The organism is Actinobaculum suis (assembly GCF_900618115.1).
Lineage (GTDB): Bacteria > Actinomycetota > Actinomycetes > Actinomycetales > Actinomycetaceae > Actinobaculum > Actinobaculum suis.
This window is the reverse complement of record NZ_UYIO01000001.1, coordinates 1,192,042-1,217,280: the sequence shown is the minus strand read 5'-3', so window position 1 is coordinate 1,217,280 and position 25,239 is coordinate 1,192,042. Positions and strand designations below refer to the sequence as shown.

Here is a 25,239-nt window from a genome sequence, read left to right as displayed (position 1 = left end):
AGCCGCTCTACCCGCCACCCCGAAGCCAAAGGCTTCTCCCCTTCGGTGCTCAAACAGTTACGGGCGCCAAAAGGTGGGCAACTAGGTGGGATTCCTCCACTTGCGGTCCGGCGGTTGCCGGTCGGTCGGGTGATAGTTTACCAGTTTGAGGTTCTTTTCGCGAATAGCTTGCGGTGACGTCTACCGCATCCAGGCGGCAGTCCCACCGCAAGTCAATGCAATGGGCAGACCCCCTGCGAAATAGTGAACCTTGCGGGCCGGTTACCCTTGCAGGCCGGTTACCCCTGCGGGCCGGTTAGCCTTGCGGGCCGGCTGCTTCCAGGGCAGCGGCGAAGCTAAAGTTTCCCGCATAAAACGCTTTTCCAATAATTGCGGAGTCGACGCCGTACGCGCCCAGCTCTCGCAGGCTAACAATATCGGCGAGGGAACGGACTCCCCCGGAAGCAATAATTTTGCCGCGGGTAGCTTTTCCAACCTTGCGCAATAATTCCAGATCCGGGCCGGTTAGCATGCCGTCCCGGTCTACATCGGTAACTACATACCGTGCACAGCCAGCCGCTTCTAAGCGTTCTAACATGCGCCACATATTTCCAGCCGGTACCTGTGAACCGCGGGCAATAATCTCCTCCCCGCGCACGTCAATTCCTACCGCTATCCGGTCTCCATACTCGGCTATTGCTTCTTCCACCCATTCAGGTTCGGCTAGCGCGGCGGCGCTAATCACGGCTCGGCGTGCGCCCGTAGCTAGGGCGGCATCGAGGGCCGCGCGGGTAGCAATACCACCCGAAATCTGAATATCTACCGGCACCTGCCCAATAATCTGCGCCAGCAACTCAGCATTATTGCCCCGTTGGAAGGCAGCGTCCAGATCCACGAGGTGAATATAGTTCGCCCCGGCCGCAATAAATTCTTCCACGGCCTGGCGCGGATCCCCATAGTTCTCTTCACTTCCGGCCTGCCCTTGGCGCAGCCGCACTGACTGGCCATTTTCCACATCAACGGCCGGTAAAAGTTGCAAGCCCGCGGCAGCGGTCTGCGCTACCGGGTTCTTTTCACTGGGGTTCCGATTCATGGTTCTCCTTTTCTGGCCCCTCGGCAGAATCCCCTTCCTGCCTACCCGCCAAATCCGGTTCCTGCCCGGCTGCGGAATCCAGTTCCCGCTTTCCCGCGGAATCCGGTTCCTGCTCGCCTACGGCAGCCGGCTCATCCGGCGTGCTTCTGGCCTGGGGTGCCGGCTCGTTTTCCGCTACTGCGCCAGATTCGGTTTCGCGGGGCGCCTGGCTTTTGGCAGTTTCGCGATGCCGCCGCTCGCCTTCGTTGATAAGCATATCGAGATCGTCAATCGTCATATCCGCAGTATTGAGCGTGCCCCTCGGATCATCATCTTCACCCAGCACGGTTTTTTCTACCTGTGGATCAAGCGCGTTAAGCATCAGCCCGGAGGGGATTTCCTCCCCGGCTTTCCCGTTCTGGTAGCGCCGAGCCTGCACATTGCCAGAGATTCCGGCGTCGTACCCTTCTTCATCATCAACCAAAGTGACGTTTACGAGTACGCATCCATACGGGGAAAGCTGGGAGAGCATCGCGGCCACGGCCGGGCCGTCATCGCTGGGGTTAGCGGTTTCTTCCTCAGGATCAGGGCCGGTGATATTACGAATATCCCATTCGTCATATTCCGGAACCGGTACGTCCCGAGTGATTAGCGCGCCCGATTCGGTGGGAATCACCCGCACTTGCAGGCCGTGCAAGAGGCATACTCCCGCTACCGCTTCGATATTGGCAAACGGAGTAACAACAACAAATCTCTTGGTTTTTTGTGCCATATGCAGGTTCTTCCTAACTTTCTGCCCTTACGCGCGATTAGCCGCTTAGGCGTTTTCCCAGGTGCCGATGAGGATACCGCGGCCCAGAATATGCCCGCGTGCCAGGAAATGGGCTACCGCCGGGCGGGTTTCCGGATCCAGATCCAAGCCCGTATCCAAAGCGTGGATCGCAAAGAAGTAGCGATGCGGGCCATCTCCCACTGGCGGAGCCGCGCCTTGGAAGTCCCGGGTCGCGCCGTCGTTATACAAACTGATCGAGCCTTCCGGCACGGCAACTGCGGTCCCGCCCTCCAGCTCGGTCATATCCGCGGGCAGGTTGGCAACCAGCCAGTGCCAATACCCGGAAGGGGTGGGAGCGTCCGGATCGTAAACGGAAAGCATGAGGCTTTCGGTGCCGGCCGGCGCCGGGTCCCAAGAAAGCTGCGGGCACCGGTCCGCGCCGCCGGGTGTGCTTCCCGCGCCGGTGGCCGATTCGGGAAGCTGACCGCCAGCGGTGAAGTCTGCGGAACGGAGTTGCAGATCTACCGTGCCGGCCTCCAGGCCCGCGAAGGGATCATAGTTCTTACGCAATGTATTCCTCCTTGACCTATTTATCTTTTTTCTTGCTTATTTGTAAGCTTATCGGTTGCGCCCCTAACCTTATCGGTTGCGCCCCCAAAACGGCGGTTGCGGGAAGCGAAATCGGCACATGCTTGCCAGAGTTCTTCCCGGCCGAAATCCGGCCACATAACGTCCGTGAAGTACAGTTCCGCGTACGAAGATTCCCACATGAGGAAGTTTGAGGTACGTAGTTCTCCCCCGGTGCGGATGAGAAGATCGACGTCGGACATATTGGGAACGTAGAGCCGTTCTGCAATAGTTTTCTCAGTAATATCTCCGGGCCGGAGTTGCCCGGCCTGAACTTCCGCGGCTATCTGGCGGGTGACGTCTACAATCTCTGCCCGGCCTCCGTAATTGATGCACACATTCGCTTTGAGCCCCGTATTTTCGCGGGTGAGAAGCCGTGCATCAAAAATCTCTTTGAGCACGGAACTCCAGAGCCGTTGCGGCCGGCCCGCCCATTCCACTTTCACATTCCAGCTGTGCAAGGTAGCGAGGTTTTCGTGGATTAGTTGGCGCGAAAAGCCCATCAAGAAGGAAACTTCGGTGGGTGAACGGCGCCAGTTTTCGGTGGAAAAGGCATATACGGAAAGTTCTGAAATCCCGATTTCGATTGCTCCGGCCACTACGTCCATCATGGCGTTTCCGCCGGCGCGGTGTCCTTCTGTTCTGGGTAGGCCGCGCGCATTCGCCCACCGGCCGTTGCCGTCCATAACTATGGCCACGTGCCGAGGTACTTTCGATAATTGCGGCGGTTTGATTCCTTCCCGATGGAGAGGCGTTGCCGGGCCGGCGGAGTTCGCACGTGCGTCGTCGTTCATGGGTCAAAGTCTAGACTGCCCTCCTGGGAACAGACCACTTTGCCACCCGTTTGGCGCTAGGCGGGGCGGACCATATCGAGGGAACGGATTTTGCGTTCTAGATGCCATTGCGCATAGGCCTTAACATATTTTCCGGTGATTTTTTCCACCGCGGGGGCAGCGGCGTCAATGGTCGGCCAATCCCCTGCCAGCAGGGCGCGTAATAAGGTTACCGTATCCGTGCTGGGCCGGGCCGAGCCGGAAGTGGCGCACTGTTGGCACAGCATTCCACCTGCTTGTACATTGAAGGCGACGAGGTTTTCCGGACGCCCGCAAACCGCGCATTTTTCCACCGCGAGCCGCCAGCCCGCAATATCCAGAGCCCGCAAAATATAGGAAGCTAGTACCAAACCGGGCCGGTGTTGCCGATTTGCGAGCACATTAAGCGCACCGAGGAAGAGCAAATACTGTTCTGGGTCGGATTCACCTTCGGCGCAGAGCCGCTCAACGATTTCTGCCATGGCGCTACCCGCCGCGTATTTTTCATAATCCGTGCTGATTTCTCGGCCAAAAGGTACCAGGCACGCCACCTCGGTAACGGTATCGAGATTACGCCCCCGATACATTTGAATATCGACTAGCGAAAATGGTTCTAACCGGGCCCCGAAACGTGATTTGGTACGCCGCACCCCTTTCGCGACGCCGCGCATAATGCCGTGGTTGCGCGAGATCAGGGTGATGATGCGATCGGCTTCGCCGAGGTCATGCGTGCGCAGAACCACCGCCTCATCCCGATAAAGCTTCACCTGGCTATTATCGCATGCCTGCCCGCTACTGCCAGCACCAGCCGCCACCCGGCGCGGCGAACAGGGCCCGCGCTGAAACGACCCCGGCGAAAAAGGGGCCCGCGCGCAAAGGGCCCGCGTGGGATTATCGCGGCGCGACATTCCCACGCGGGCTACTACCTATTTCAATAGTTACCGTAGGTGCGGTTTTACTTGCGGCGCGCGAGGTTTTCTGCGGCGCGCGCGGTTCTAGCTGCTATGAGCGCGGTTCTAGCTGCGGTGGGCGCGGTTTACGGCAGAAATGATTGCCTTCAAAGCAGCCCGCGTAGTGGAAGTATGAATTCCGCATCCCCACAAAACTTGGCCGTTTACTTCGCATTCCACATAGGCAGCTGCGGTGGCATCTCCACCTTCGCCGAGGGCATGTTCTTGGTAGTCGAGCACGTGGACGTCTTCACCCATGCGGCCCAAACCCTTCACGAAGGCATCGATCGGGCCGTTACCTTCCGAATCCACGGTGATTTCCGTGCCGTCAGCTTGCTTTTCCAGAACCGCCTTGAGGAAGGAAGTGCCGCCGCGCTTATTACCAAATTCCATCTCCCGCAGGCGGTATTTACCCCAGCGTTTGCCTTGGGAATCTGCCGGCAAGTATTCGTCCTTGAAAATATCCCAGATTTTCTCCGCAGAAATCTCGTGGCCCACGGTATCTGTGTAGTGCTTGATAATGCGCGAGAGCTCCATTTGCATCCGGCGCGGGAGATCCATGTGCCGCGTGGATTTCAGAATATAGGCAACCCCGCCCTTACCGGACTGGGAATTCACCCGCACAATCGCATCATAGGTACGGCCCACATCCTTAGGATCCAAAGGCAGGTAAGGCAAATCCCACGGAACTGCCAGTTCATCTCCCCCAGCGGCTTCCAGCCGCGCCTGGCGATCGTCCATTCCCTTCTTGATCGCATCTTGATGCGAACCGGAGAAGGACGTGTAAACGAGCGCGCCGGCATAGGGCGTGCGCGGGGGTACATCCATCTGGTTGCAATATTCAGAAACGCGCACAACCTCATCAATATCCGAGAAGTCGAGCTGCGGATCAATCCCCTGCGTGTACAAGTTCATGGCCACATTTACCAGGTCTACATTCCCGGTTCTTTCCCCCTGCCCGAATAGGCAGCCTTCGATACGGTCCGCGCCGGCCAGCATAGCCAGTTCCGTAGTTGCTACGCCGGTGCCGCGATCATTGTGGTTGTGCGCGGAAAGGCAAATGTATTCCCGGCGGGAAAGATTTCGGCTCATCCACTCGATTTGGTCGGCATAAACATTCGGCGTGGCGCGCTCTACCGTCGTCGGCAAATTCAGGATAATTTCGCGCTCCGCATCCGGCTGCCACACGTCCATTACCGCTTCGCATACTTCGAGGGCGTAGTCCAGTTCGGTATCCACGAAAATTTCGGGTGAATACTCCAGCCCCCACACGGTATCTGTATTCCCTACTTTTTCGATATAGGACATTACTTCCTGGGTGCCGCGAATTGCCAAGTTCTTAATACCTGCCCGGTCGGTACCGAAAACGACCCGGCGGAATACCGGCGAAGTGGCATTGTAAATATGTACCGTGGCCCGCGGGAAACCGGCCAGGGAATCAATCGTGCGCTGAATGAGTTCCGGGCGCGACTGCGTGAGCACGGAAACCGTAACATCTTCAGGCACCGCATCAGTTTCTGCCAAAGAGCGGACGAATTCCCATTCGGTTTCCGAAGCGGCGGGGAAACCGATCTCAATTTCCTTGAACCCCATTTTTACGAGCTGATCGAACATAGCGCGCTTCTTGGAAATGCTCATGGGATCCGGCAGTGCCTGGTTGCCATCGCGCAGGTCGGTGGAAAGCCACCGCGGAGCTTTCGTGATTCGATTATTGGGCCACTGCCGATCCGGGAGAGAAACCGGGTTTGTTTCCAAAAACGGCCGATACTTTTGGTACGGCATTCCGGACGGCTGCTGACGGTTCGCAAAACCTGATGTCTTCATATTCTCTTCTCTTGCTCTACTACTGAGCTTTGCTCTGCCTAGCCTTGCTCTATTGAGCTTTTGCTCTACCTAATTCGAACCCGTCCTCGGCAGGGCCCCACATATAGGGCCGATAGGACCAGGCGACCGGCGGGATACAGTTTTAGCCGCCGCGGGTAGCCGAGTCTTCAGAGCCCGCGACGGCGAAGAAGTAGTAGCAGCCCTTCAATCCTTGCCAAACGCATGCCCCTATCCTAGGCATACTTTTGTAATTATTCTGGGCCGCGTCCATTTTGTGGACTATAGCACCGTAAATAGACGGACCTGACCCCCTGTTGGTGGACATAGGCTAGCCCCGGCGTTCAGCCGGAGAAAGGTAGTCTTCTACCATGTCCCGTAAAACATATTCCGCGCAGTTCAAGAAAGACGCGGTAGCCGCGTACGAGTCCAGCGAGGCTTCAATGGCGCAGGTTGCTTCTGATCTGGGAATTAATCGTAATTCGCTGCAAAACTGGGTAAACCAGTTTGGCACCGGGGTGCGGGCCAGGCGGCGCAAAGAAGCAGAGGCGGCGCGGGTCTTATCTGAAGCAGAGAGAATCCGACAACTCGAAAAGGAAAACGCGCTTTTGAAAGAAGAACGCGATATTTTGCGCAAGGCGGCGCAGTATTTCGCGAAGGAGATGGGCTTGTGATCCGCTTCAAGTTCATCGAGGACCACCGTACTGAGTTCTCAGTCAAGCGGATGTGTACCGTACTGAAAGTAAGGCGTTCTTCCTATTACAAGTGGGCCGCAAATGCGGCCCGGCGCGAGCAACAGGTATACGCTGACGGGCTGCTAGGGGAGCGAATTCGGATCGCTTTCGAGGCGGAAGGTGGCTTGTATGGTGCTAAACGTATAGCCGCGTTGCTTACTGCGCAGACCCCGGACCAGCCGGTAAATCACAAACGCGTAGCACGGGTGATGAAAGCTCTCGGGTTGGCAGGTTTTACGAAAAAACGTCGTGTTCGCACTACTGTCAGTGATCCACATAAGCGGGTCTTTGATGATCTTCTCGAGCGTGATTTCACCGCGGCCAGGCCTAACGACAAGCTTGTCGGGGACATTACATATCTTCCCCTTGCCGGGCAAAAGAATATGTATCTGGCTACTGTGATTGACTGTTTCTCCCGGAAACTGGTCGGTTTTGCGATTGCAGATCACATGCGTGTTGAACTCGCCCGAGAGGCATTACTGATGGCCGCAGACCAGCGAGGATCCTTGCGTGGAACGATTTTCCATTCTGATCACGGCAGTGTATACACCTCCTCTGTATTTCAAGAAACATGCCGGCAGTTGGGAGTACAACAATCCATGGGAGCTGTAGGCAGTAGTGCCGATAACGCGCTGGCAGAGTCATTTAATGCAACGCTCAAACGAGAAGTTCTCAAAAATGCGAAGGTTTTCCCCAACATGCTCTCCTGCCGCCGGCAGGTCTTTGCGTGGTGTACTCGGTATAACACGAAACGATTGCACACCTGGTGCAATTACCAGGCCCCAGACACCTTCGAAAAACACGCGTCAGCTACACTTGACCTTGCAGCATAAACACCACCCCCATGTCCACTTTCCGGGGGTCGGGCCCGACCATAACTTACGAGACCGTAAACAGACCATAACTTAGCAGGTAGGAACGTACGCCGAATAACAACACCTAGAAGCAACGTTCCGACCTGCCGCGCACTAGAAGCCGAATGCCACCTAGCCGTTACTGGAAACGAAAATCCAGCCAGCCGCTGCTAGAAAATGCCCGGGAAGGCGTTCCAGTAGCCAAGAGTAAGCAAAAGCGCAATTTGTGAAAGCAGTGCGACGGCGGATATTACTTGCCCGAACGCATTCATGCCGCCCTGTTTGCTAACTTCTGCCCACCTAAAGAGCCAGCTCACGAACCACCACACGGCGCTCAAGGCCAAGAGCACGATAATCAGGTAGCCGCCTTGCACTAAGAGCCGATCTTGCTGATAGTTCAAAGCAATGCGCGCAATGAGGAGCACGTACCAGAGGTAGGCCACCCAGGTAATCACGGTCCAGGCCAGCGAGCGGTTAAGCTGCCCGCCGCTCCCGCCACATTTGGCTAGCGGGCCGCGGTTACCTACCCGGATTAAACCTACGAGTTGCAATAGCCAGGCCAGGGCGGCAAGCAAAATACCGGCCGCCATAACCGCGAGTACCACCTCCCCATTAAGGAAGGTTGGTACTTCTTGGACCGCGCCGGCTTGGTATTGCTGATTCGGTTGGCCGCCCGCCACCCGCGGCTGTGAGTTTGCGGTATAGGGCAGTCCGTTCACCCAGTCAGAAACGTCCTGCATGGCGGCCTCGGAAAGGGTTTTCCGGTTGAGTTGGAGCCCGTGGTCTGCGCCTTCGTAGTAGCGGATCGTTAGGTTCCGATTCCCCGCTTTCTCGAGTTGCTTTGCCATCACCAGCGGGCCTTGAATGGTAGGCATAGATTTATCTGCCGTGCCGTACAGCATCATTACGGGCGCGGTTATTTTTGCTTCATAAGCTGCTGGATCGAAATCTATATATCGGAAGGTTTCTTCCCCGAAATCTTGGCCGAGGATCTTCGGGATCGCATTGATCATCTGGATGGGCGCGCCAATTTCGCGCAGGTAGGCATCCGCGGCGAAAGCTCCTTGCTGCCGGATCGGTAATACCGGCGCAGAAATAAAGGCTACATAGGCCACATCGTAATTACGGGCCGCAATAATCGGCGCTACGAAGCACCCTTCGGAAACCGCGTAGATGCCGACTTCTCCCGGATCTATCCCCGCTTGCTCACGCAAAAACTCCAAGGCATCTTCATAGTCATCTGCCAGCGCGTTGTAATCGCGGTGCGTCGTCGTGTAATTGGCGATACGTTTTTGGGCGACCATAGTAACGATCCCGGTAGATGCAATCCGGTTCGTTTCCCGTTCAAAAGCAGTGTAACTATCGGTTCCGGTGCCGTGTATGAATACCATTCCGGGAAGCGGCCCGCGCGCTCCCACCGGTTTTTTAATGGTCGCCTGATTTTCGGTGCCGTCGCGCAGCCGGAAGGTAACCACTTCGGTTTCCACCTCATAGGTGCCGACGCGCGCAGTAGGCCCGGCCGTGCCGATTGCCGTATTAGGAGTTTCCGGCTGGATTACTGCTTCCATGGGTTGGGGATGCCAACCCGGGCCGAGCGCGGTGCCGGTCAAAGACAGTATAAGCACCACTACAAGCCAGGATAAAAACTTGCGGTGCCGCGGAATCCAGGCCCGCAAGCCGCCCCGCTCGGACGTCTCCTCCGCGCCTTCTTCCGGCGTGCTTTGGGGACCGTTTTCGGGCGCGCTTTCGGAACCGTTTTCGGGAACCTCTACTTCGGAGGTTTGCGCGGTGGCTTTGGCCGCTCCGGACCCGCGCGGCGTGGAATCAAGTGGCCGCTTTAGCATTAGAAACCTAGCCGGTTGAGTAGTTTCGGATCACGCTGCCAATCTTTGGCTACGCGCACGTGCAAATCTAGGAATACCTTGGTGCCAAATAACTGTTCAATCGCGATGCGCGCATCCCGCCCGATTTGGCGCAGGCGACTCCCCTTGCGGCCAATCACAATCCCCTTCTGCGAATCGCGTTCCACATGTAAGGAAGCGTGAATCCGCAATAGCGGCGTGCCCGATTTCGTGGCTGACTCTTGCATTTCGTCGATGGTGACGGCCAGGGAATGCGGCAGTTCTTCCCGCAGTTCTTCCAGCCCGGCTTCGCGAATAAGTTCCGTGATCATCACTTCTTCGGACTGGTCGGTTACTACGTCTAGCGGGTAGAGGGGTGGCGAAAGCGGCAAGCGTTCCAAAATCAGTGCTTCCAGATCTTTCACCTGCTCGCCCTGCACCGCCGAAACCGGGATAATTTCCGCGAACTTGTAGCTTTCCGAAACTTCGATGATCTTATCGGGCATTTTTTCGCGGCTGAGCAGGTCAGACTTCGTGATCGCGGCGATTACCGGTGCCTTCGTCTTTGCGGCCATTTCGAACAGGTAGCGGTCCCCCGGGCCCACCTTTTCATCTGCCGGCAGGCACAAAACCACTACGTCAACATCCGCCAGGGAATCGCGCACCATATCGCCGAGCCGTTCCCCCAAAAGTGTGCGGGGGCGATGCATACCCGGTGTGTCTACGAGGATTGCTTGGCCTTGCGGGCGCGAAATAATAGCGCGGATCACACGCCGCGTAGTTTCCGGACGATTCGAAGTAATCGCCACTTTGCGGCCCACGAGCGTGTTAATCAACGTGGATTTACCCGCGTTGGGCCGGCCAATTACAGCTACAAAACCTGCCCTATAGTTTTCCGGAACGCCCTGATCCATCCCCGTCTCCTCCTAATTATTCGCGCCCGCTACGCACCGGTTAGGTGCTTGCCGCGTACCGCGCTTCTGCGGTGCGCACCTAGCTTCTGCGGTGCTTGCCGCGTCTCGTTTATGTCGTGCTCAGTAGTTCCAGTGCGGTGGTTTGGCACTACGCACCGCCAAACTGCATTAGCCTATTCTATGCAGTTCTATGCAGTCGCATCTCTATTCAACTGTGTTGCTATACAGCAGTGTTGCTATACAACTGTGTTGCTATTTAGCAGTGTTTCTATGCAGTCGAGTTTGCCACGGGGGTAGCGCGGCTGGCGAGCACAGTGGACAGGTGGTGGCGCCGGCCCTCGAACCGATCGGCTACCAAATGAATCCCTGCTACCTCCCCTTCCGCGTCCCGAATGGGTACGCGGCCCAAAGTTTTAGCAAACAGACCCGCTACCGTATCGACGTCGTCGTCTACCAACTCCACCCCAAACAGCTCTCCGAGATCAGTAATTGAGGTGCGCGCGGCCACGCGGTAGGTACCATCGCCAAGGTCCTCAATTTCGGGCGTGGAATGATCATGTTCATCTTCGATTTCACCTACGAGCTCTTCCACCAAATCCTCGATGGTGACCAGCCCGGCAATCCCGCCGTATTCGTCTACCACTAGGGCAATATGTACCTGCTCATTTTGCATTTCCGGCAGGAGCGTATCGATCATCTTCATTTCCGGCACGAAGAAGGGTTCGCGGCACACGTCTTCCACCGTTACGCCCGCGGTATCGTGGCGGTGATGGACGCGGCGAATAACGTCTTTCATGTAGACGACGCCGATAATATCGTCCACGGTTTCCTGGTAAACGGGAACGCGAGAAAAGCCGGAGCGCGTGAACAAAGATAGGGCCTTATCCAAGCTTTGATCGTGTGCGATGGCGACCATATCGGTGCGCGGGACCATCACCTCGCGGACCATCGTATTAGACATATCGAAAAGGGATTCCAGGATATTGCGCTCAGAGTCCTCAATAGCCTCCGATTCGGAAACCCGTTCCACCATTACCGCCAGTTGATCTTCTTGGCGTTGCTCAAACTCTTCCGCCGTGAATTCTTTTTGCCGCACCAGGATCGAAAACAGTGAGGTCACCCCGGAAAGCCACCACCGCGAACCATAAATAATGCGCAGGTGGTGCCGCTGTGCGTAATCCAAGGGATTAAGGAACGCAAAAGCGAGCATCACAACTGCGGTAACTCCGAAGAAGGCCAGGAAGATCAGCCACCAGGAAGTAAGGTCCGTGAGTAAACCAAGCAAGAGCAGCATGCCGTAGCTACTCATAAACAGTGACCGCAATGTGGAAAGCCCCATGGTAGCCGCGGGGCGGCGGGCCAGAATGCGCACCACTTGGGTGGAACCCTTTTTTCCTTCTTCTTGGCCGCTGGCTGCCTCGGTGCGGGTCATGCGCGCTAGCGCGGTGCCTACCAGCGTGCACCACCATCCCAGGCAGAGGCAGAGTGCGGCGCCAATGTAGAAGGGTGCGGATAAGAGTGCGAGCACCTAAACCTCCGTGGGTTTTGGATCACCGCCGCCGCGTTCGGCGAGGAAAATCAGGAGCAATTGGCGTTGCAAAGCAAACATTTCTGCTTTGGTTTCGGGCGTGGTGTGGTCGTAGCCAAGCAAGTGCAAAATCCCGTGTGTTACTAGGAGCAGCACTTCTTCGGCCACGGAATGACCCATGGTGAGAGCTTGCCGGCGCGCTACTTGCGGGCATACCGCAATATCACCCAAGGTTCCCGGTTGCGGTTCGGTACCGGGGGCAGCGGGCCGCAATTCGTCCATGGGGAAGCTCATCACATCGGTGGGCCCATCCAGATCCATCCAAGTTTTGTGCAGTTCGGCCATCGCTTCTTCATCTACGAGCGCCACCGTTAGATCAGCTTGGGGATGCACGCGCATATTATCCATCACGTAACGTGCTAGTTCGCTGATTTCTTCTAGATCTATTGCCGGGCTAAACCCGGATTCGTCCACTACGTCTATCACTTCTCGTCCCTCGCATCCCACCGCGCATAGGCATCGATGATTTCTGCCACCAACCGGTGCCGAACCACGTCTGCACTGGAAAGCTCTGAGAAGTGTATACCCGGAACGTCCCGCAAAATGCGCCGCACCTGCAAGAGCCCCGACTTTTTGGCGCCCGGCAAATCGATTTGGGTAACGTCACCTGTCACCACCATTTTCGAGTTGAAGCCCAAGCGGGTAAGGAACATTTTCATTTGTTCCGGAGTAGTGTTTTGGGCTTCGTCTAAGATGACGAAAGCATCATTGAGAGTGCGGCCGCGCATATACGCTAACGGCGCTACTTCGATCGCCCCGGCCCCCATGAGTTTCGGTATGGCTTCCGAATCGAGCATTTCGTACATGGCGTCATAAAGAGGACGCAAATAGGGATCGATTTTTTCGTTTAGGGAGCCGGGTAGGTAGCCCAGGGATTCTCCGGCTTCCACAGCCGGGCGAGTCAAAATTATCCGTTTCACACTGTGATTGGTTAGCGCGACCACGGCTTTGGCTACCGCCAGATAGGTTTTCCCGCTCCCGGCCGGCCCGATCCCGAAGGTGATGGAATTATTATCAATGGCATCCACATATGCTTTTTGGCCAATGGTTTTGGGCCGGATGGTTTTCCCGCGTACCGTCAAAATATCGGTTTGGATCAGCGCGGTTGGTTTGGCCAGGCCATCTTTAGCAATTTTGATGGCGCGTTCCACCGAATCGCGGGTAAGCATTTCCCCGCCTACGGCTACGTCAATTAGTTCTTCAATAAGTGATTGGGCCAGGTCGAGTTCCGGGCCGGAGCCGCGCACCGTAATCCGATGCCCGAGCGCATACACTTCCACCGGTTCCAGCCCGGCTTCTAGCGCCCGCAGTACTTCGTCACGCCGGCCGAGCACATTGATCATAGATACGTGCTCCGGCACCGTAATCTGCCGCATTTCCAAATGTGCTGGTTCTGTCATTAATCCCTATCGTAGCGGGCCGTGGCTCGTAAAGCGTGCACTGTGGCAAGCGCGTATGGCCCGGCGGTGGCTGCCCGTAACACGTGTGGGGCCAAGAGTACGGGCACTCCCCCGGCCTTTTCCAGGGCGGCTAGTTCGCCGCTGCTGATTCCACCTTCTGGGCCGATAATAATCCAGACTGCTTGCGCAGAAGCAACTGCTGCTACCTGCGTGAGCGGCAAGCTTGCACTCTCATGGCAGATGAGCACGCAGGCCCCGGTTTCTACGGCCGCGCTCACCTGTGCGGTTAGCTGGTTAGTAGTAACTGGCTCGTGAACGCAGGGCACATAAGCGCGCCGGGATTGTTTGGCCGCGGCGCGGGCTACGGCCTGCCAGCGCGCCACTCCTTTTTCTTCTTTCCCGCGCCAGCGCACTACCGTGCGTTCGGATTGCCAGGGCAGGAAATCCCACGCCCCGAACTCGGTTGCGGTCTCTACGGCTTGTTCATCTCGCCCGCCCTTTGCGAGGGCTTGCACGAGCGTTATCGGGCAACTCGGGGCGGCAATCCGTTCTACTTCCAGTACCCGAGTAAGTACTTCGCGCTTAGTAATATCGGTGACGGTACAGGTGGCGCGGGTGCCAGCGCCGTCGCTAATATAAATCTCTTCGCCGGTGCGGATGCGCCGCACTTGGGCAGCATGGCGGGCTTCCTCCCCCGTAAGTGCAAGCGAACTACCTGGGCTCGCCGTAGCGGCCGGGCCGGCCAGGAACAGTGGGAGCGTCACCGGTTAGCAAACCTTTCTTTTAGTTTGGAGAAGAAGGATTGGTCACCGGAACTCATTTCCGCGTCCGTGAAGGATTCGCCGCGCAAGGTAGCGAGTTGTTCGAGCAGTTCGCGCTGCTGACTATCTAGATCGCGCGGGGTGGTAACGGCTACCGTCATGCGGATATTGCCGCGGTCTTTCCCGTTCATGCGGGTCACGCCCAGGCCCTTCATGGTGAGTACCGTGCCGGAATTGGTGCCGGCCGGGATTTCTAGTTCCTGTTCCCCGTCGAAGGTAGGCACGGTGATCGTTGCCCCAAGAGCGGCGGAAGTCATGGGGATTTGTACTTCTGCGAGCAGGTCGGATCCGGACCGCTGGTAGATACGGTCTTCCTTGACGGTGACCTCCACATAAAGGTCCCCGTACCCGCCACCTTGCCGGCCGGCGTCGCCCTCATTGGAGAACCGCAACTGCATGCCGGATTCCATTCCGGCTGGGATTTTCACGTGAATGGTTTTCTTTTCCCGCACGCGGCCTTCGGCGCCGCAATCTGGGCAGGGGCTGGCAATAATCGTGCCGTGCCCTTCGCATTCCGGGCATGGAGCTTGGGTAATCATCTGCCCAAACAGGGAGTTAGAAACCCGTTGTACCATACCGGCGCCGTGACAGTTGGTGCAGGTAATCGGCTCCGTTCCCGGCGCGCACCCGCCCCCTTCGCACGTGTGGCAACGCACGTACAAAGTGGTATCGATATCCCGTTCGCTACCGAAAATAACGTCTTTGAGTTCTACCGAAATGCGTAGGAGAGAATCTTGGCCACGTTGCCCGCGCGGGGCCGGCCCGCGCGAAGAACTGGCTCCGCCCATGCCACCCATACCGCCGAAGAAGGTGTTGAAGATGTCTCCCATGCCGAAATCAAAACCGCCGCCTTGGGCCGAACCACCCATATCGTATTTGCGGCGCGACTCTTCATTGGAGAGAACCGTGTAGGCCTCATTGACGGCCTTATATTCTTCCGCTTTTTCCGGACCGGCATGGTCGGGATGCAGTTTCCGGGAAAGGCGCAGATACGCTTTGCGGATCTCGTCTTGGCTCGCATCGCGTGCAACGCCCAGTGTTTCGTAGTAATCCACTCGATTATCCTCGTTGTTTTAGTTTCGGTGCCACGTGGGCCAGATCAGCTTACTAGCTCGCCGAGGTTATTGCTCACTGAGAATCCTGGAGAGATACTTGGCGACCGCGCGCACGGCCACCATATTTCCCGGATAGTCCATGCGGGTAGGCCCAATCACCCCGAGCCGGGCTACCGCATCCCCGCGCACATCGTAAGTAGAGGCCACTACCGAGGTTTCCGCCAGATCTTCGTGTTCGTTTTCCGCGCCAATGGAAACGGCTATCCCGGTATCCATATCTGCCAGGAGTTTGAGCAAGATAACCTGTTCTTCCAAAGCGTCCAGTACCGGGGCGATAGTCCGCGTGAAATCGACGGCGTGCCGGGAAAGGTTGGCCGTGCCCGCCAAAGCGAGCCGGTCCTCAGTTTCCGCGGAAGCGGCGACGTCGATCACCTCCGCCACAATGGTGGCGATAGTTGACTGCGGCGCAGGTAGCTGCGTGGCCTCCTGGCGGATTTTTTGTGCTGCCTCCGCCAGTTGGTTGCCAACTGCGGCCGCGTTAAGTTCGCGCGAAAGGGTTTCCACAGTTTCTTCTCCCACCGGGCGGCGCAGCCGCAATACGCGTTGCTCTACCCGGCCCGCACTGGTGATCAACACCAATACCGCCAAGGTTTCGCCGGTAGGGATAAGTTCGAGGTGCCGGAGTGTCACTCTTTCCAAAGAGGGGTACTGCACCACCGCGACTTGCTGGGTGATCTGCGAAAGCAAACGCGCGGCGCGCGATAGCACATCGTCTAGATCTACTGCCCCCTCTAAAAGCTTTTCAATCGCGCGCCGTTCCCCGGCGGAAAGCGGGCGCAAACGATCAATCGAATCCACAAAGTGGCGGTATCCGGCGTCGGTGGGGATACGGCCCGCCGAGGTATGCGGCTGGGCGATGAGCCCTTGCTCTTCCAGCACCGCCATATCATTGCGCACGGTTGCCGGCGAGACTCCTAGGCGATATCTTTCCACCAGCCGTTTTGAACCCACCGGTTCACTAGTGGTGACGTAATCGCGAATGATCGCCTCCAGCACTCGTTCGCGTCGTTCTGCTGTTGCCATAGTCCTCCTCCGCCGGGCACGTTTCTAAGCCGTTTGCCTTGTACTGTGCTGGTGACTTCACCTCGTACTGCGCTAGCTTCCAGTACTTTCGGCTCCAGCACTTTCGGCACTAGTACTTTAGGCACTAGTACTTTCGGCACTAGCACTTTGGCCTCCAGCACTTTAGGCACTAGCACTTTGGCCTCCAGCACTCGACGCGCCCGAGTGCTAATTCTACGCGGTTTGCAGTAAAGAGCCATACGCTGTGATCGTGAATTTCTCTACCGGGTGGAATGATCGCTACGGCCGCGATGTACTTGCTAATTCTTCAGCCGCCAGCGCAGACGCTGATTCGCAGGGCACTTCCCCAGTTTCTGGGCTGGGTTCTGCGGTGGGTTCTGGGGTGGGCGGCGCTCGACCTGCCGGCAGCGCTGACCGCGCCCGTCTTGCTACTTATGGGGCGCAGGACTTGGAAGCTTTAGAGGCTAGCCGGCGGGTTGCTTCGCGCCCGGTGGTTGCTGAGCCGGGGTTGGTGGTGGAAGACGTTGCCTCCGGTTTTGTGGGTGAAATCATGCGCGTGGCCAAACGTGCCGGGATTTGGCAAATGGAGTTGGAAGACCGTTACGGGGCGCGGCGGTTTTTCCCGCTCGGGCGCGGCTGGTGGATTGAGGGGCAGCCGGTGGATTTGCAGCCTCCGGTAGCGGCGCCCTCGCCGCGGCGCCAAGTTACCGCTTCTGGTTCTTTTCATGTGCGGGCTCGGGCACGGGTGGCCCGCGCTTCCCGGATTTGGGTGGAAGGCAAGCACGACGCCGAACTGGTGCAAAAAGTCTGGGGTGAAGATTTAGCTCTGGAGGGCGTGGTGGTAGAAGAACTCTTGGGTGTGGATAACCTCCAGGCCGTGCTCGATGATTTTCAGCCTTCGCAAACCCGGCGCGCGGGAGTACTAGTGGACCATTTGGTTCGCGGTTCCAAAGAATCCCATCTGGCCTGCCAGGCTGCCCGGCCCGGCGTGCTGATTTTGGGCCACCCTTATGTGGATGTGTGGCAAGCGGTGAAACCGGCCGCGCTTGGTATCCCGGCCTGGCCCGAAGTTCCCCGCGGGGAAGATATTAAAACCGGAACTTTACGCCGGCTGGGCTGGCCGCATGCCACTAAGGAAGATATTGGCCGCGGCTGGGCACGCATTCTTTCCTGCGTGCATTCCTACAAAGACCTCGAACCATCTCTTTTGGGCCGCATGGAAGAACTTATCGATTTCGTGACCGCCCCAGCCGCCAACTAACCCGGCCGGCTTCCCGCGGTGCCAACTAACCCGGCCGCCACCTAACCCGGCTGCCACTTACCCCGGCCGCCAACTAAGCCGCCTGCCAACTAAGCTTTTACCGCAAATCCGGGTTCGGCGGTTCGGTGCAGCAAATCCGCCTTTGCAGGCCAGCGCTTCAGGCCTGATGCTTCGCCTCCCAGCTCTTCCGCCCGCTATTTCCGCCCGCTATTTCAGTCCGCTGCTTCGTCTGGTATTTCGTCCCATAGAACCCGGGTTACGGTATCGGCAAGAAGCCGGCCTCTGCGCGTCAAAACGAGTTTGCCGCTCGCCAGTGCCGCGGCGGAAAGTAAACCGTCCGCGCGCAAAGCATCAATAGTATTCGGATCGCTACCCGCGGGGATTTCAATACCGTGCCGGGTGCGAATCCCGAGCATAATATGTTCTTCTAGCTGCTCGCGCGCGCCGAGAATTTCCCGGCCTTGCACTGGCAATGCCCCTGTTTCGAGCCGTTGTGCGTAGGCGAGAGGGTGTTTCACATTCCAAAATCTTTCGCCATTAATGTGGCTGTGCGCGCCGGGGCCGTATCCCCACCAGGAAGCATTTTCCCAATAGTAGAGATTATGGCGGCAGGCATAACCGGGTTTGGCCCAGTTAGAGATTTCATACCACTGGTAACCGGCGGCGCTCAGTTTCGAATCTGCAAGTTCATATTTATCGGCCTGCATATCTGGATCGGGCGCGGCAAGTAGGCCGCGTTTTATTTGCTGGCCCATTTTCGTGCCCGGTTCCACAATCAACCCGTATGCGGAAATGTGTTGCGGTTCCAGGGCGATTGCCGCGTCCACAGATTCTTCCCACTGCGCCATGGTTTCTCCCGGGGCGCCATAGATAAGATCCACCGAAAAGCTCACGCCGAGTTCCCGCGCCCACCGCGCCACACGTTCCACCTGCCCGGGTGTGTGTTTGCGATCCAAAGTGGCTAATACTTCCGGTACCGCACTTTGCATCCCGAAGGAAAACCGGTTGATCCCAGTTTTGCGAAGCGCTTCCAGTTTTTCGGCGTGCACGGTTTCCGGGTTTGCTTCCGTGGTGATTTCTGCGCCCGGTTCCAAGCCGAAAGTGGCGCGCAGTTTTTCGACGACGCCGCCCAGCTGCGCCGCTTCCAGCATGGTAGGTGTGCCCCCGCCAAAGAAGATGCTGCGTAGCGCGGCCTGGTTTGCACTGGTATCAAGCATGCGTGCTGAAAGTTCGATCTCGGTGGCTAAGGTTTGCGGGAAATCGGTGAGGGCTGCCCCGTGCCCAAAGTTCAGCTTCGTATAGGTATTGAAATCGCAATACCCGCAGCGGGCCCGGCAGAAAGGAATATGTACATAGGCGGAAAACCCGCCGCTCACGTCTGGGTGAGCAAGCTTGCCGGGTAGCTCGCGCTGTCCGGAAAACTCGCGCTGTCCGGGAAACTCGGGCGCGCCGGATAAACCCGGGGTTTCGCTCGCGCCGGGTAAACCGGGCTTGCCGGGTTGTGCTGTAGCTCCCAGCCCGGTAGCTGAAACAGGGATTGTGGCAGGCACGGTTAGGCTCAGCTTTCCGCCTCTGCCACCGGCATAGATTCGGCACTCGCTGTTTGGGTTTCACTATCAGGTGCGGGCCTGGCTGCCGGCGCTACGGCTGCCTTAGTGCCGGCTTTGCCGGCCCGTGGCTGGCGCAGTACGGCGAGGTCGTGCACGGTACGGCCGGCTTCTTTGCCGCGCTGTTCGAAACGGGTGAGCACGCGGCCTTCCCACCGGGGCGCGAACCCGCCGCGGGAAGGCTGCGGATCTTGCGGATCAGGATTTTGCCCGGCGTGCGGGTTGGTGAAATAGGGACTGGCTTCTACTACGTCCCGCATTTGCCAGGCATAGTTATCCCAATCGGTGGCCAGGCGCCACACTCCGCCGTCTTCCAAGATGCCCGCCGCGGTAGCTGCGAATACCGGGGCTACGAGCCGGCGCTTGTGGTGCTTTTTCTTGCGCCACGGATCGGGGAAGAAAGTCCAGATCTCCGCGGCCCGCCCGTTGCGTGCTCCTGGATGTGCCGGATCAATTTCGGCACCGCAAGCCAAAGCCCGCGCCGGATCATTTTCGCCCGCACTTTTCAGCCCAAAAAGCACGGGGAGTGCTTGGGCGGCGTCGGCCCGCAAAATACGCACGTTTTTCACTCCGGCACGCACGGCAGCGGCTATGCACCTTTCCGCACCCGGATCCCAAGCTTCCACCATAAGTACGTTAACCTGCGGATTTCGCACCGCGTAGGCAATCCCCTGCTCCCCCGAACCGGGACCGATTTCCACCACTAAAGGTGCCTCGCGGCCAAAGTGCTCCGCAATATTAGGGGCGCGCGCCGGATCTACCGTGGTGAGCACAGGCCCTGGATCCATCGGCAAAATTAGTTCTGGGTGGGCGGCAAAAACCCCGGCTTGGCGTTTGCCTAGCCGGGAGCCCCGCAAAGAAAAGGAGCGTATCCGCCAGTGTTCCCGCGCGGGTGCGGCTTCCGAAATAGCTTCCGCCTGCGCATCACTACCAGAAACCTCCGCTTCCGGCGGTGTAGGTACGGCGTCGGGAACTACGGAGTTATTGCGGTTTGTATCTGCCACGTGCCAGCCTTACTTATTTGCTTGTGGGAGCATCGGAGGTGAGGGCGGCGATGAAGGCATCATTGGGTACTTCCACCCTGCCGATGGACTTCATGCGCTTCTTGCCTTCCTTCTGTTTTTCGAGGAGCTTACGCTTACGCGAAACATCGCCGCCGTAGCACTTGGAGAGCACGTCCTTACGCAGGGCCTTAATAGTTTCGCGGGCGATCACGCGCGAACCGATGGCGGCTTGCACGGGCACTTCGAATTGCTGGCGGGGAATGAGCTCTTTGAGTTTCTTCGTCATCTGGTTGCCGTAGGCATAGGCCTTATCCCGGTGCACGATGGCGGAGAAAGCATCCACCTTCTCGTAGTTGAGGAGCACGTCTACCTTCACCAAATCGGCTTCTTGTTCACCGGCCAGGTTGTAGTCCAGCGAAGCGTAGCCCTTGGTACGGGACTTGAGCTGGTCAAAGAAATCCATAACTACTTCCGCTAGCGGGAGCGTGTACTGCAATTCCACGCGTTCCGGGGAAAGATAGTCCATGCCTTTCATGGTGCCGCGCCGATCCTGGCACAGTTCCATCACGGTTCCCACATAATCGGAAGGCGTGAGCATCGTGGCATCCACTACCGGTTCGTAAATCGCCTTGACCTTCCCTTCCGGGAATTCGGAAGGATTGGTGACCTCGATCGTCGAACCATCTTCGGCAATCACGCGGTACACCACAGAGGGCGCGGTGGCAATAATATCGAGGTCGAATTCGCGTTCCAGCCGCTCCCGAATAATCTCCAGGTGCAGCAACCCTAAGAACCCGCACCGGAAACCGAAGCCGAGAGCCACCGAAGTTTCGGGCACGTAAGTAATCGAGGCATCATTGAGCCGCAGCTTATCGAGAGCGTCCCGCAAAGCTGGGAAATCAGAACCATCTACCGGGTACAGGCCCGAATAGACCATGGATTTGGCGTCCTCATAGCCTTCCAAAGGTTCGGGCGCCGGGTTGGTAGCGCTGGTGATCGTATCCCCCACGCGGGTTTGCCCCACCTCCTTCACCCCGGTAATAAGATAACCAACTTCGCCTACCCCCAGGCCCTTCGTGGCCTTCGGTTCTGGTGAGATGACGCCGAGTTCGCTTACTTCATGCACATCGTTAGTGGCCATGGTGCGCACCTTTTCGCTGGGGTCAAATTCCCCATCGACCACTCGAATATAGGTAATAACCCCGCGGTAGGTGTCATATATCGAATCGAAAATAAGGGCCCGCCCGGGTGCATCGGCATTTCCTTGCGGTGCCGGAATTTCGGCCACAATCCGGTCCAAAAGGGCTTCGACCCCTTCCCCAGTTTTCCCGGAGACCGCGATGCATTCACTTTCGTCAACGCCGAGTAGGTTCGAGATCTCGGCGGCGTATTTTGCCGGGTCGGCGGAAGGTAAATCGATTTTATTGAGCACCGGGATGATTGTTAGATCGTTTTCCAGTGCCATATACAGATTCGCCAAAGTTTGGGCTTCGATCCCCTGGGTTGCGTCTACCAGAAGAAGCGCGCCTTCGCAGGCCGCCAAAGATCTATTGACTTCATACGAGAAGTCCACGTGGCCGGGCGTATCAATCATGTTTAGGGCATAAGCCTGCCCTTCTACCGTCCACGCCATGCGAACCGCCTGGCTTTTAATGGTAATCCCGCGTTCGCGTTCAATATCCATCCGGTCCAGGTATTGCTCGCGCATCTCCCGCTGCTCTACAACACCTGTTAGTTGTAGCATCCGGTCCGCCAATGTTGATTTGCCATGGTCAATATGGGCAATAATGCAGAAATTGCGGATCAGCTCCGGTGGCGTCTGGCCGGGCTGGATCGCCGCGACCTCTTTACTCGAAGATGTGGGCACAGTTCTCCTTTATATAAAGTACGGAGACATTGTAGTCGGTACCGGCCGGTAAATCAGCTTCCCCTCATTCGTGTCACATCCACCACTGCATGGCCGAAATCCCCTTCCACTCTTACCCGTAGGGGCAACCATCCAACCTTTTATCAACTCTGCCCAGTTTTAACCGCTGTTCGGATAAGAGAATGAAACGCCTTAGGCGGCAAAAAAGCAAGGACTCACCAAGCAAATTTCGCGCACGACGCTTGAACACCTATTTGAAAACCCCTGGTAAAACCTAAATAAACCCTAGACCGCGGCGCGACGTGACGGATCTCACGCGTAATTGTTTTTTTTGGGGGGGGGTGTTCCAATCTTTCAGTTCCGGTAAAATTTTTTAGTATCGACTACCTTTTTTACCGCTCGCTCGGCCAATGCCGGAACAGTTAGTGTCGTTGCGGTGACCCTCCGCGCGCCACTCCAAAGAATATGTTACTGGGAGATATATATGGCACTCACGCATAAGCGCGATTACGGTTGGTGGTTAGGGGCAACGACGACGGACATGCTCGGCCGCTCCAGCCAGAACCTCGCACTACCCTTCATCATCGTGGGGGTCACGGGTTCCACAGCAGTGGCGGGAAATATCCAGACTCTCGGTCTGATTGCCAGGCTTTCGGTAATTTTATTGGGCGGCGTGCTCATCGACCGCATGGATCGGCGGCATGCCATGTACCTGCGCGGAACCATCGGAGCAGTTTTGTGGGGCATCTTGGCCGTGCTCATTATGCTCGACATCGTGCCACTCTGGGGCATCGCGGCGATCGTCCTCCTCGTGAGTATCTCGGACGGACTTTTCGGCCTGGCCGATAACGTGGCACTGCGCTCGATTATGCGCGATCCCAAAGAATACGTACAAGCCCGCGGGATGAGCCAGGCGCGCGACGCCGTCGTACAGGTTTCCGGGGAGCCCATTGGAGGACTCCTGTACAACCTCGGAAAATCTGTACCCTTCTTCTTTGCTTCCGCGTGCCTGGCATTTATGACCTTCTGCGCACACATGATCCGCGCTGATCTACGCCCGCGCCCGGCAGACGAGGAAAAAGAAAACCCGGAAGGCGCTACGGCCACCGATACTGCTGCCGGTGCCGGCGGTACCGGTAATTCCTCCACCGAGGGCGGGGAAACCAGCCGCCATCCGATACGCGCCGCCTTAGCCGATACCGTTTTCGGTTTCCGGTATTTGTTTGGCGAACCGCGGCTGCGGCGCCTGGTGATTGCCAATACCTTCATTGGTTCAGGGATGGCCGCCGTCATTTGCGCCGTGAATTTCCATCTGATTTCGCTCGAGTATACGCCCCTGCAGATTTCCCTACTTTCGGTTCTGTATGCCGTCATGATGATGTTGGGGGCCATGCTTGCCTCGCGCCTCTCCCCGCGCCTGCCTGGCGGAAAAACTATTGCTCTGGCCGTGCTAGGAATGACTGGCATTTCCACGCTGGCAGTGTTCTTCCATGATTACAGCCAATTGCTCTTCTTCCTGGGGATTTATGGGCTGTTCACGCCTTTCATTGGAACCATGCTCGGCGGTTACACCTTTTCCATCATCCCCACCGAGTTGCAGGGCCGCACTTCTTCAGCGGCCTCCATCCTGGAATACGGCCTCACCGCATTCATGCCACTCATTACCGGCAATCTTGTGTACGGAGGCAATCCGCAGCTCGCCTTCAGCATCGGCGTCGTTTTGAATGGATTCGCTTTCCTCCTGCTCTTGAACCGCCACGTGCTTTCCATTGGCACCCCTTCCACCTGGGAGGTGGCCTAAAGCAACAGAACACTGGCGCGGCGGCGCGAACTGCCGCCACTCTGCTTCCGGCCGAAGATTCGCGGGTGAAACGAAACTTTTGCGCGGCGGCGCGGCATCCGAAACCACGCGACCTTCAACCATCCAATTGACTGATTGATGCGTGCCGGCTAGGCTCAGCGGGAAGTCTATGGACGGAAAGAAGTCTATGGACGAAAACATTCCCTCACTCTTGGAAAGAGGCCAAAACTCGCCCTCCTCCTATGTAAGGGGCCGGAAATGAGAAAGGTACCTCGGTAGCTATGCCCGCCACGCAAAAGGTTTTGGACAAATACTGGTCACAACGCGCCCGCGCTTACCACGATCATCAAGCCGCTTCTGAGCGCGCTGCCGCTGATCGCGAACTGTGGACGAGTATTTTTGCGCGCCATATGCCCGGAAAGTCTTTACGGGTTCTCGACGTCGGCACCGGGCCCGGTTACGTGGCCCATATTCTTGCTGATTTGGGGCACACCGTGATCGGGCTGGACGCCGCACCGGGCATGCTTGCCCAAGCCAATGCGGAAGCTAGCGCCCGGAAATCCGCCGGCCTACCCTACGCCACTTTCCAACTGGCAGACGTTACCGAAATTCCCGCCGAACTGGGACAGTTCGACGCCGTCACCAGCAGGTATTTGCTGTGGACTTTACGGGAAGCACAGACCGCTATAGAACAATGGGCGCAGGTCTTGCGACCGGGCGGCATGATTATCGCCGCGGACGCAAACTGGTACAGCGCAGGAGTACCAGCAGATCTGGAAGTGGAGTGCGACGGCTCCCCCGATTCCTTCGTGCAAACCTACAGCGATTCTGTATTGGCTGAGCTTCCGCTCGCGCAAGCTTCCAGCCCAGAAGAATACGCCCGAACGATGCGCGCAGCCGGCTTGGAACAAGTGGAGATCCACTGGCTGCCCGAAGTACAAGAACTCGATCGCCGCTTCGGACTCGCCCCCGGGCACGAATCAAAACCCAACTTCCTCCTCACTGCAGTTACGCCCTTGGCATAGTTGCATTGTCAAGCACCTCCGCATCCCCGCCGGCGGTAGGCAATATCTCCGCAGGTAGAGCGGAGATACTTTCGACGCACAACACCGCACTTCCTGCCGCCTGACGCGGAGAGGTGCGCTTTTCAAAGCTTTTCTGAGAGCATTCCTAGCCTTTCTCCAGTATCCTGACCTGACAGTCCTTAAACTCTCAACCAGCCCGGTGTTTGGGTGTGCCCCACTACGGTTTGGGCACTACTGATCCCGGGGTTTCAGGCGTAGTTTTGCACGCGTCTGGCTCTTGCCTGCTGGGCGTGGCTAACTCTCCTGGTTACCTGCGAGAGGGTTTATGAGCAGGAAGGGAAACAAGGGGAA

At 57.5% G+C, this 25,239-nt stretch carries 21 protein-coding genes; 4 read left to right on the top strand and 17 right to left on the bottom strand.

The window, feature by feature from the left end; genetic code table 11:
• Positions 1-295 precede the first annotated feature (295 nt).
• The 6 genes from H8274_RS05035 to leuA all read right to left on the bottom strand — a co-directional run bounded on the left by H8274_RS05035 (position 296) and on the right by leuA (position 6,036).
• A complete protein-coding gene (locus tag H8274_RS05035; protein WP_049619483.1) occupies positions 296-1,072 on the bottom strand; it encodes a HisA/HisF-related TIM barrel protein in 777 nt (258 codons plus the stop codon).
• Entirely contained in the window at positions 1,053-1,823 is a 771-nt protein-coding gene (locus tag H8274_RS05030) for a hypothetical protein (RefSeq protein ID WP_049619484.1), read from the bottom strand. Before H8274_RS05030 ends, H8274_RS05035 begins: the two co-directional genes overlap by 20 nt.
• Positions 1,824-1,868: 45 nt before the next feature.
• A complete protein-coding gene (locus tag H8274_RS05025) occupies positions 1,869-2,393 on the bottom strand; it encodes a YbhB/YbcL family Raf kinase inhibitor-like protein (RefSeq protein ID WP_185933998.1) in 525 nt (174 codons plus the stop codon).
• Positions 2,394-2,413: 20 nt separating this feature from the next.
• Positions 2,414-3,244, bottom strand: a complete 831-nt coding sequence (uppS, locus tag H8274_RS05020; RefSeq protein WP_065415337.1) for a polyprenyl diphosphate synthase — start codon at positions 3,242-3,244, stop codon at positions 2,414-2,416.
• Positions 3,245-3,300: 56 nt separating this feature from the next.
• Positions 3,301-4,029, bottom strand: a complete 729-nt coding sequence (gene recO / locus H8274_RS05015) for a DNA repair protein RecO (protein ID WP_074663762.1) — start codon at positions 4,027-4,029, stop codon at positions 3,301-3,303.
• Positions 4,030-4,278: 249 nt separating this feature from the next.
• On the bottom strand, positions 4,279-6,036 hold the full coding sequence (gene leuA, locus H8274_RS05010; protein ID WP_185933997.1) for a 2-isopropylmalate synthase: 1,758 nt from the start codon (positions 6,034-6,036) through the stop codon (positions 4,279-4,281).
• A gap of 368 nt (positions 6,037-6,404) precedes the next feature.
• Here leuA and H8274_RS05005 point away from each other — a divergent pair.
• A protein-coding gene (locus H8274_RS05005; RefSeq protein WP_185933549.1) for an IS3 family transposase occupies positions 6,405-7,600 on the top strand; the annotation gives its coding sequence in 2 pieces (ribosomal slippage) (positions 6,405-6,687 and positions 6,687-7,600; 1,197 coding nt in all).
• Between the two features lie 191 nt (positions 7,601-7,791).
• On the opposite strand, the gene H8274_RS05000 is transcribed toward H8274_RS05005, so the two are convergent.
• The 8 genes from H8274_RS05000 to hrcA form a co-directional block, all read right to left on the bottom strand.
• Positions 7,792-9,465, bottom strand: coding sequence for an alpha/beta hydrolase family protein (locus H8274_RS05000; RefSeq protein ID WP_185933996.1), 1,674 nt, complete (start codon positions 9,463-9,465; stop codon positions 7,792-7,794).
• Positions 9,465-10,376: a GTPase Era gene (gene era, locus H8274_RS04995; protein WP_185933995.1), complete on the bottom strand. Its 912-nt coding sequence runs from the start codon at positions 10,374-10,376 to the stop codon at positions 9,465-9,467. Before era ends, H8274_RS05000 begins: the two co-directional genes overlap by 1 nt.
• A gap of 268 nt (positions 10,377-10,644) precedes the next feature.
• Positions 10,645-11,808 (bottom strand): hemolysin family protein, encoded by a 1,164-nt coding sequence (locus tag H8274_RS04990; protein WP_244924531.1) that lies wholly within the window; start codon positions 11,806-11,808, stop codon positions 10,645-10,647.
• A 96-nt stretch (positions 11,809-11,904) separates the two neighbouring features.
• Positions 11,905-12,390, bottom strand: a complete 486-nt coding sequence (ybeY, locus tag H8274_RS04985) for an rRNA maturation RNase YbeY (RefSeq protein ID WP_049619490.1) — start codon at positions 12,388-12,390, stop codon at positions 11,905-11,907.
• Complete coding sequence (locus tag H8274_RS04980; RefSeq protein ID WP_065415342.1) at positions 12,387-13,364, bottom strand: PhoH family protein; 978 nt, start codon at positions 13,362-13,364, stop codon at positions 12,387-12,389. Before H8274_RS04980 ends, ybeY begins: the two co-directional genes overlap by 4 nt.
• Positions 13,364-14,128, bottom strand: coding sequence for a 16S rRNA (uracil(1498)-N(3))-methyltransferase (locus H8274_RS04975; protein ID WP_065415343.1), 765 nt, complete (start codon positions 14,126-14,128; stop codon positions 13,364-13,366). The genes H8274_RS04980 and H8274_RS04975 overlap by 1 nt, the downstream gene beginning before the upstream one ends.
• Positions 14,125-15,240, bottom strand: a complete 1,116-nt coding sequence (dnaJ, locus tag H8274_RS04970) for a molecular chaperone DnaJ (RefSeq protein ID WP_065415344.1) — start codon at positions 15,238-15,240, stop codon at positions 14,125-14,127. Before dnaJ ends, H8274_RS04975 begins: the two co-directional genes overlap by 4 nt.
• A gap of 66 nt (positions 15,241-15,306) precedes the next feature.
• Entirely contained in the window at positions 15,307-16,323 is a 1,017-nt protein-coding gene (gene hrcA / locus H8274_RS04965) for a heat-inducible transcriptional repressor HrcA (protein ID WP_065415345.1), read from the bottom strand.
• Between the two features lie 448 nt (positions 16,324-16,771).
• On the opposite strand from hrcA, the gene H8274_RS04960 reads away from it, so the two are divergent.
• On the top strand, positions 16,772-17,584 hold the full coding sequence (locus H8274_RS04960) for a DUF3097 family protein (RefSeq protein WP_065415436.1): 813 nt from the start codon (positions 16,772-16,774) through the stop codon (positions 17,582-17,584).
• A gap of 212 nt (positions 17,585-17,796) precedes the next feature.
• Here the strand turns inward: H8274_RS04960 and hemW are convergent, their stop codons facing one another.
• From hemW to lepA, 3 genes are read right to left on the bottom strand one after another with little or no spacing between them, the layout of a single operon-like run.
• Positions 17,797-19,134: a radical SAM family heme chaperone HemW gene (hemW, locus tag H8274_RS04955; RefSeq protein ID WP_244924530.1), complete on the bottom strand. Its 1,338-nt coding sequence runs from the start codon at positions 19,132-19,134 to the stop codon at positions 17,797-17,799.
• Positions 19,135-19,142: 8 nt separating this feature from the next.
• On the bottom strand, positions 19,143-20,195 hold the full coding sequence (trmB, locus tag H8274_RS04950; protein WP_083078689.1) for a tRNA (guanine(46)-N(7))-methyltransferase TrmB: 1,053 nt from the start codon (positions 20,193-20,195) through the stop codon (positions 19,143-19,145).
• A 13-nt stretch (positions 20,196-20,208) separates the two neighbouring features.
• Complete coding sequence (lepA, locus tag H8274_RS04945; RefSeq protein WP_074663791.1) at positions 20,209-22,062, bottom strand: translation elongation factor 4; 1,854 nt, start codon at positions 22,060-22,062, stop codon at positions 20,209-20,211.
• A gap of 484 nt (positions 22,063-22,546) precedes the next feature.
• Between lepA and H8274_RS04940 the strand changes: the two genes are divergently transcribed.
• Complete coding sequence (locus H8274_RS04940; RefSeq protein WP_185933993.1) at positions 22,547-23,863, top strand: MFS transporter; 1,317 nt, start codon at positions 22,547-22,549, stop codon at positions 23,861-23,863.
• 281 nt (positions 23,864-24,144) lie between these two features.
• Positions 24,145-24,888, top strand: coding sequence for a class I SAM-dependent methyltransferase (locus H8274_RS04935; RefSeq protein ID WP_065415347.1), 744 nt, complete (start codon positions 24,145-24,147; stop codon positions 24,886-24,888).
• Positions 24,889-25,239: the final 351 nt, after the last annotated feature.

Excerpts from the sequence above, each read along its gene's own strand:
- H8274_RS05035 (WP_049619483.1), bottom strand. The coding sequence starts at position 1,072 with ATGAATCGGAACCCCAGTGAAAAGAACCCGGTAGCGCAGACCGCTGCC.
- H8274_RS05030 (WP_049619484.1), bottom strand. The coding sequence starts at position 1,823 with ATGGCACAAAAAACCAAGAGATTTGTTGTTGTTACTCCGTTTGCCAAT.
- uppS (WP_065415337.1), bottom strand. The coding sequence starts at position 3,244 with ATGAACGACGACGCACGTGCGAACTCCGCCGGCCCGGCAACGCCTCTC.
- leuA (WP_185933997.1), bottom strand. The coding sequence starts at position 6,036 with ATGAAGACATCAGGTTTTGCGAACCGTCAGCAGCCGTCCGGAATGCCG.
- H8274_RS05000 (WP_185933996.1), bottom strand. The coding sequence starts at position 9,465 with ATGCTAAAGCGGCCACTTGATTCCACGCCGCGCGGGTCCGGAGCGGCC.
- era (WP_185933995.1), bottom strand. The coding sequence starts at position 10,376 with ATGGATCAGGGCGTTCCGGAAAACTATAGGGCAGGTTTTGTAGCTGTA.
- H8274_RS04990 (WP_244924531.1), bottom strand. The coding sequence starts at position 11,808 with ATGACCCGCACCGAGGCAGCCAGCGGCCAAGAAGAAGGAAAAAAGGGT.
- H8274_RS04980 (WP_065415342.1), bottom strand. The coding sequence starts at position 13,364 with ATGACAGAACCAGCACATTTGGAAATGCGGCAGATTACGGTGCCGGAG.
- hrcA (WP_065415345.1), bottom strand. The coding sequence starts at position 16,323 with ATGGCAACAGCAGAACGACGCGAACGAGTGCTGGAGGCGATCATTCGC.
- H8274_RS04940 (WP_185933993.1), top strand. The coding sequence starts at position 22,547 with ATGGCACTCACGCATAAGCGCGATTACGGTTGGTGGTTAGGGGCAACG.
- H8274_RS04935 (WP_065415347.1), top strand. The coding sequence starts at position 24,145 with ATGCCCGCCACGCAAAAGGTTTTGGACAAATACTGGTCACAACGCGCC.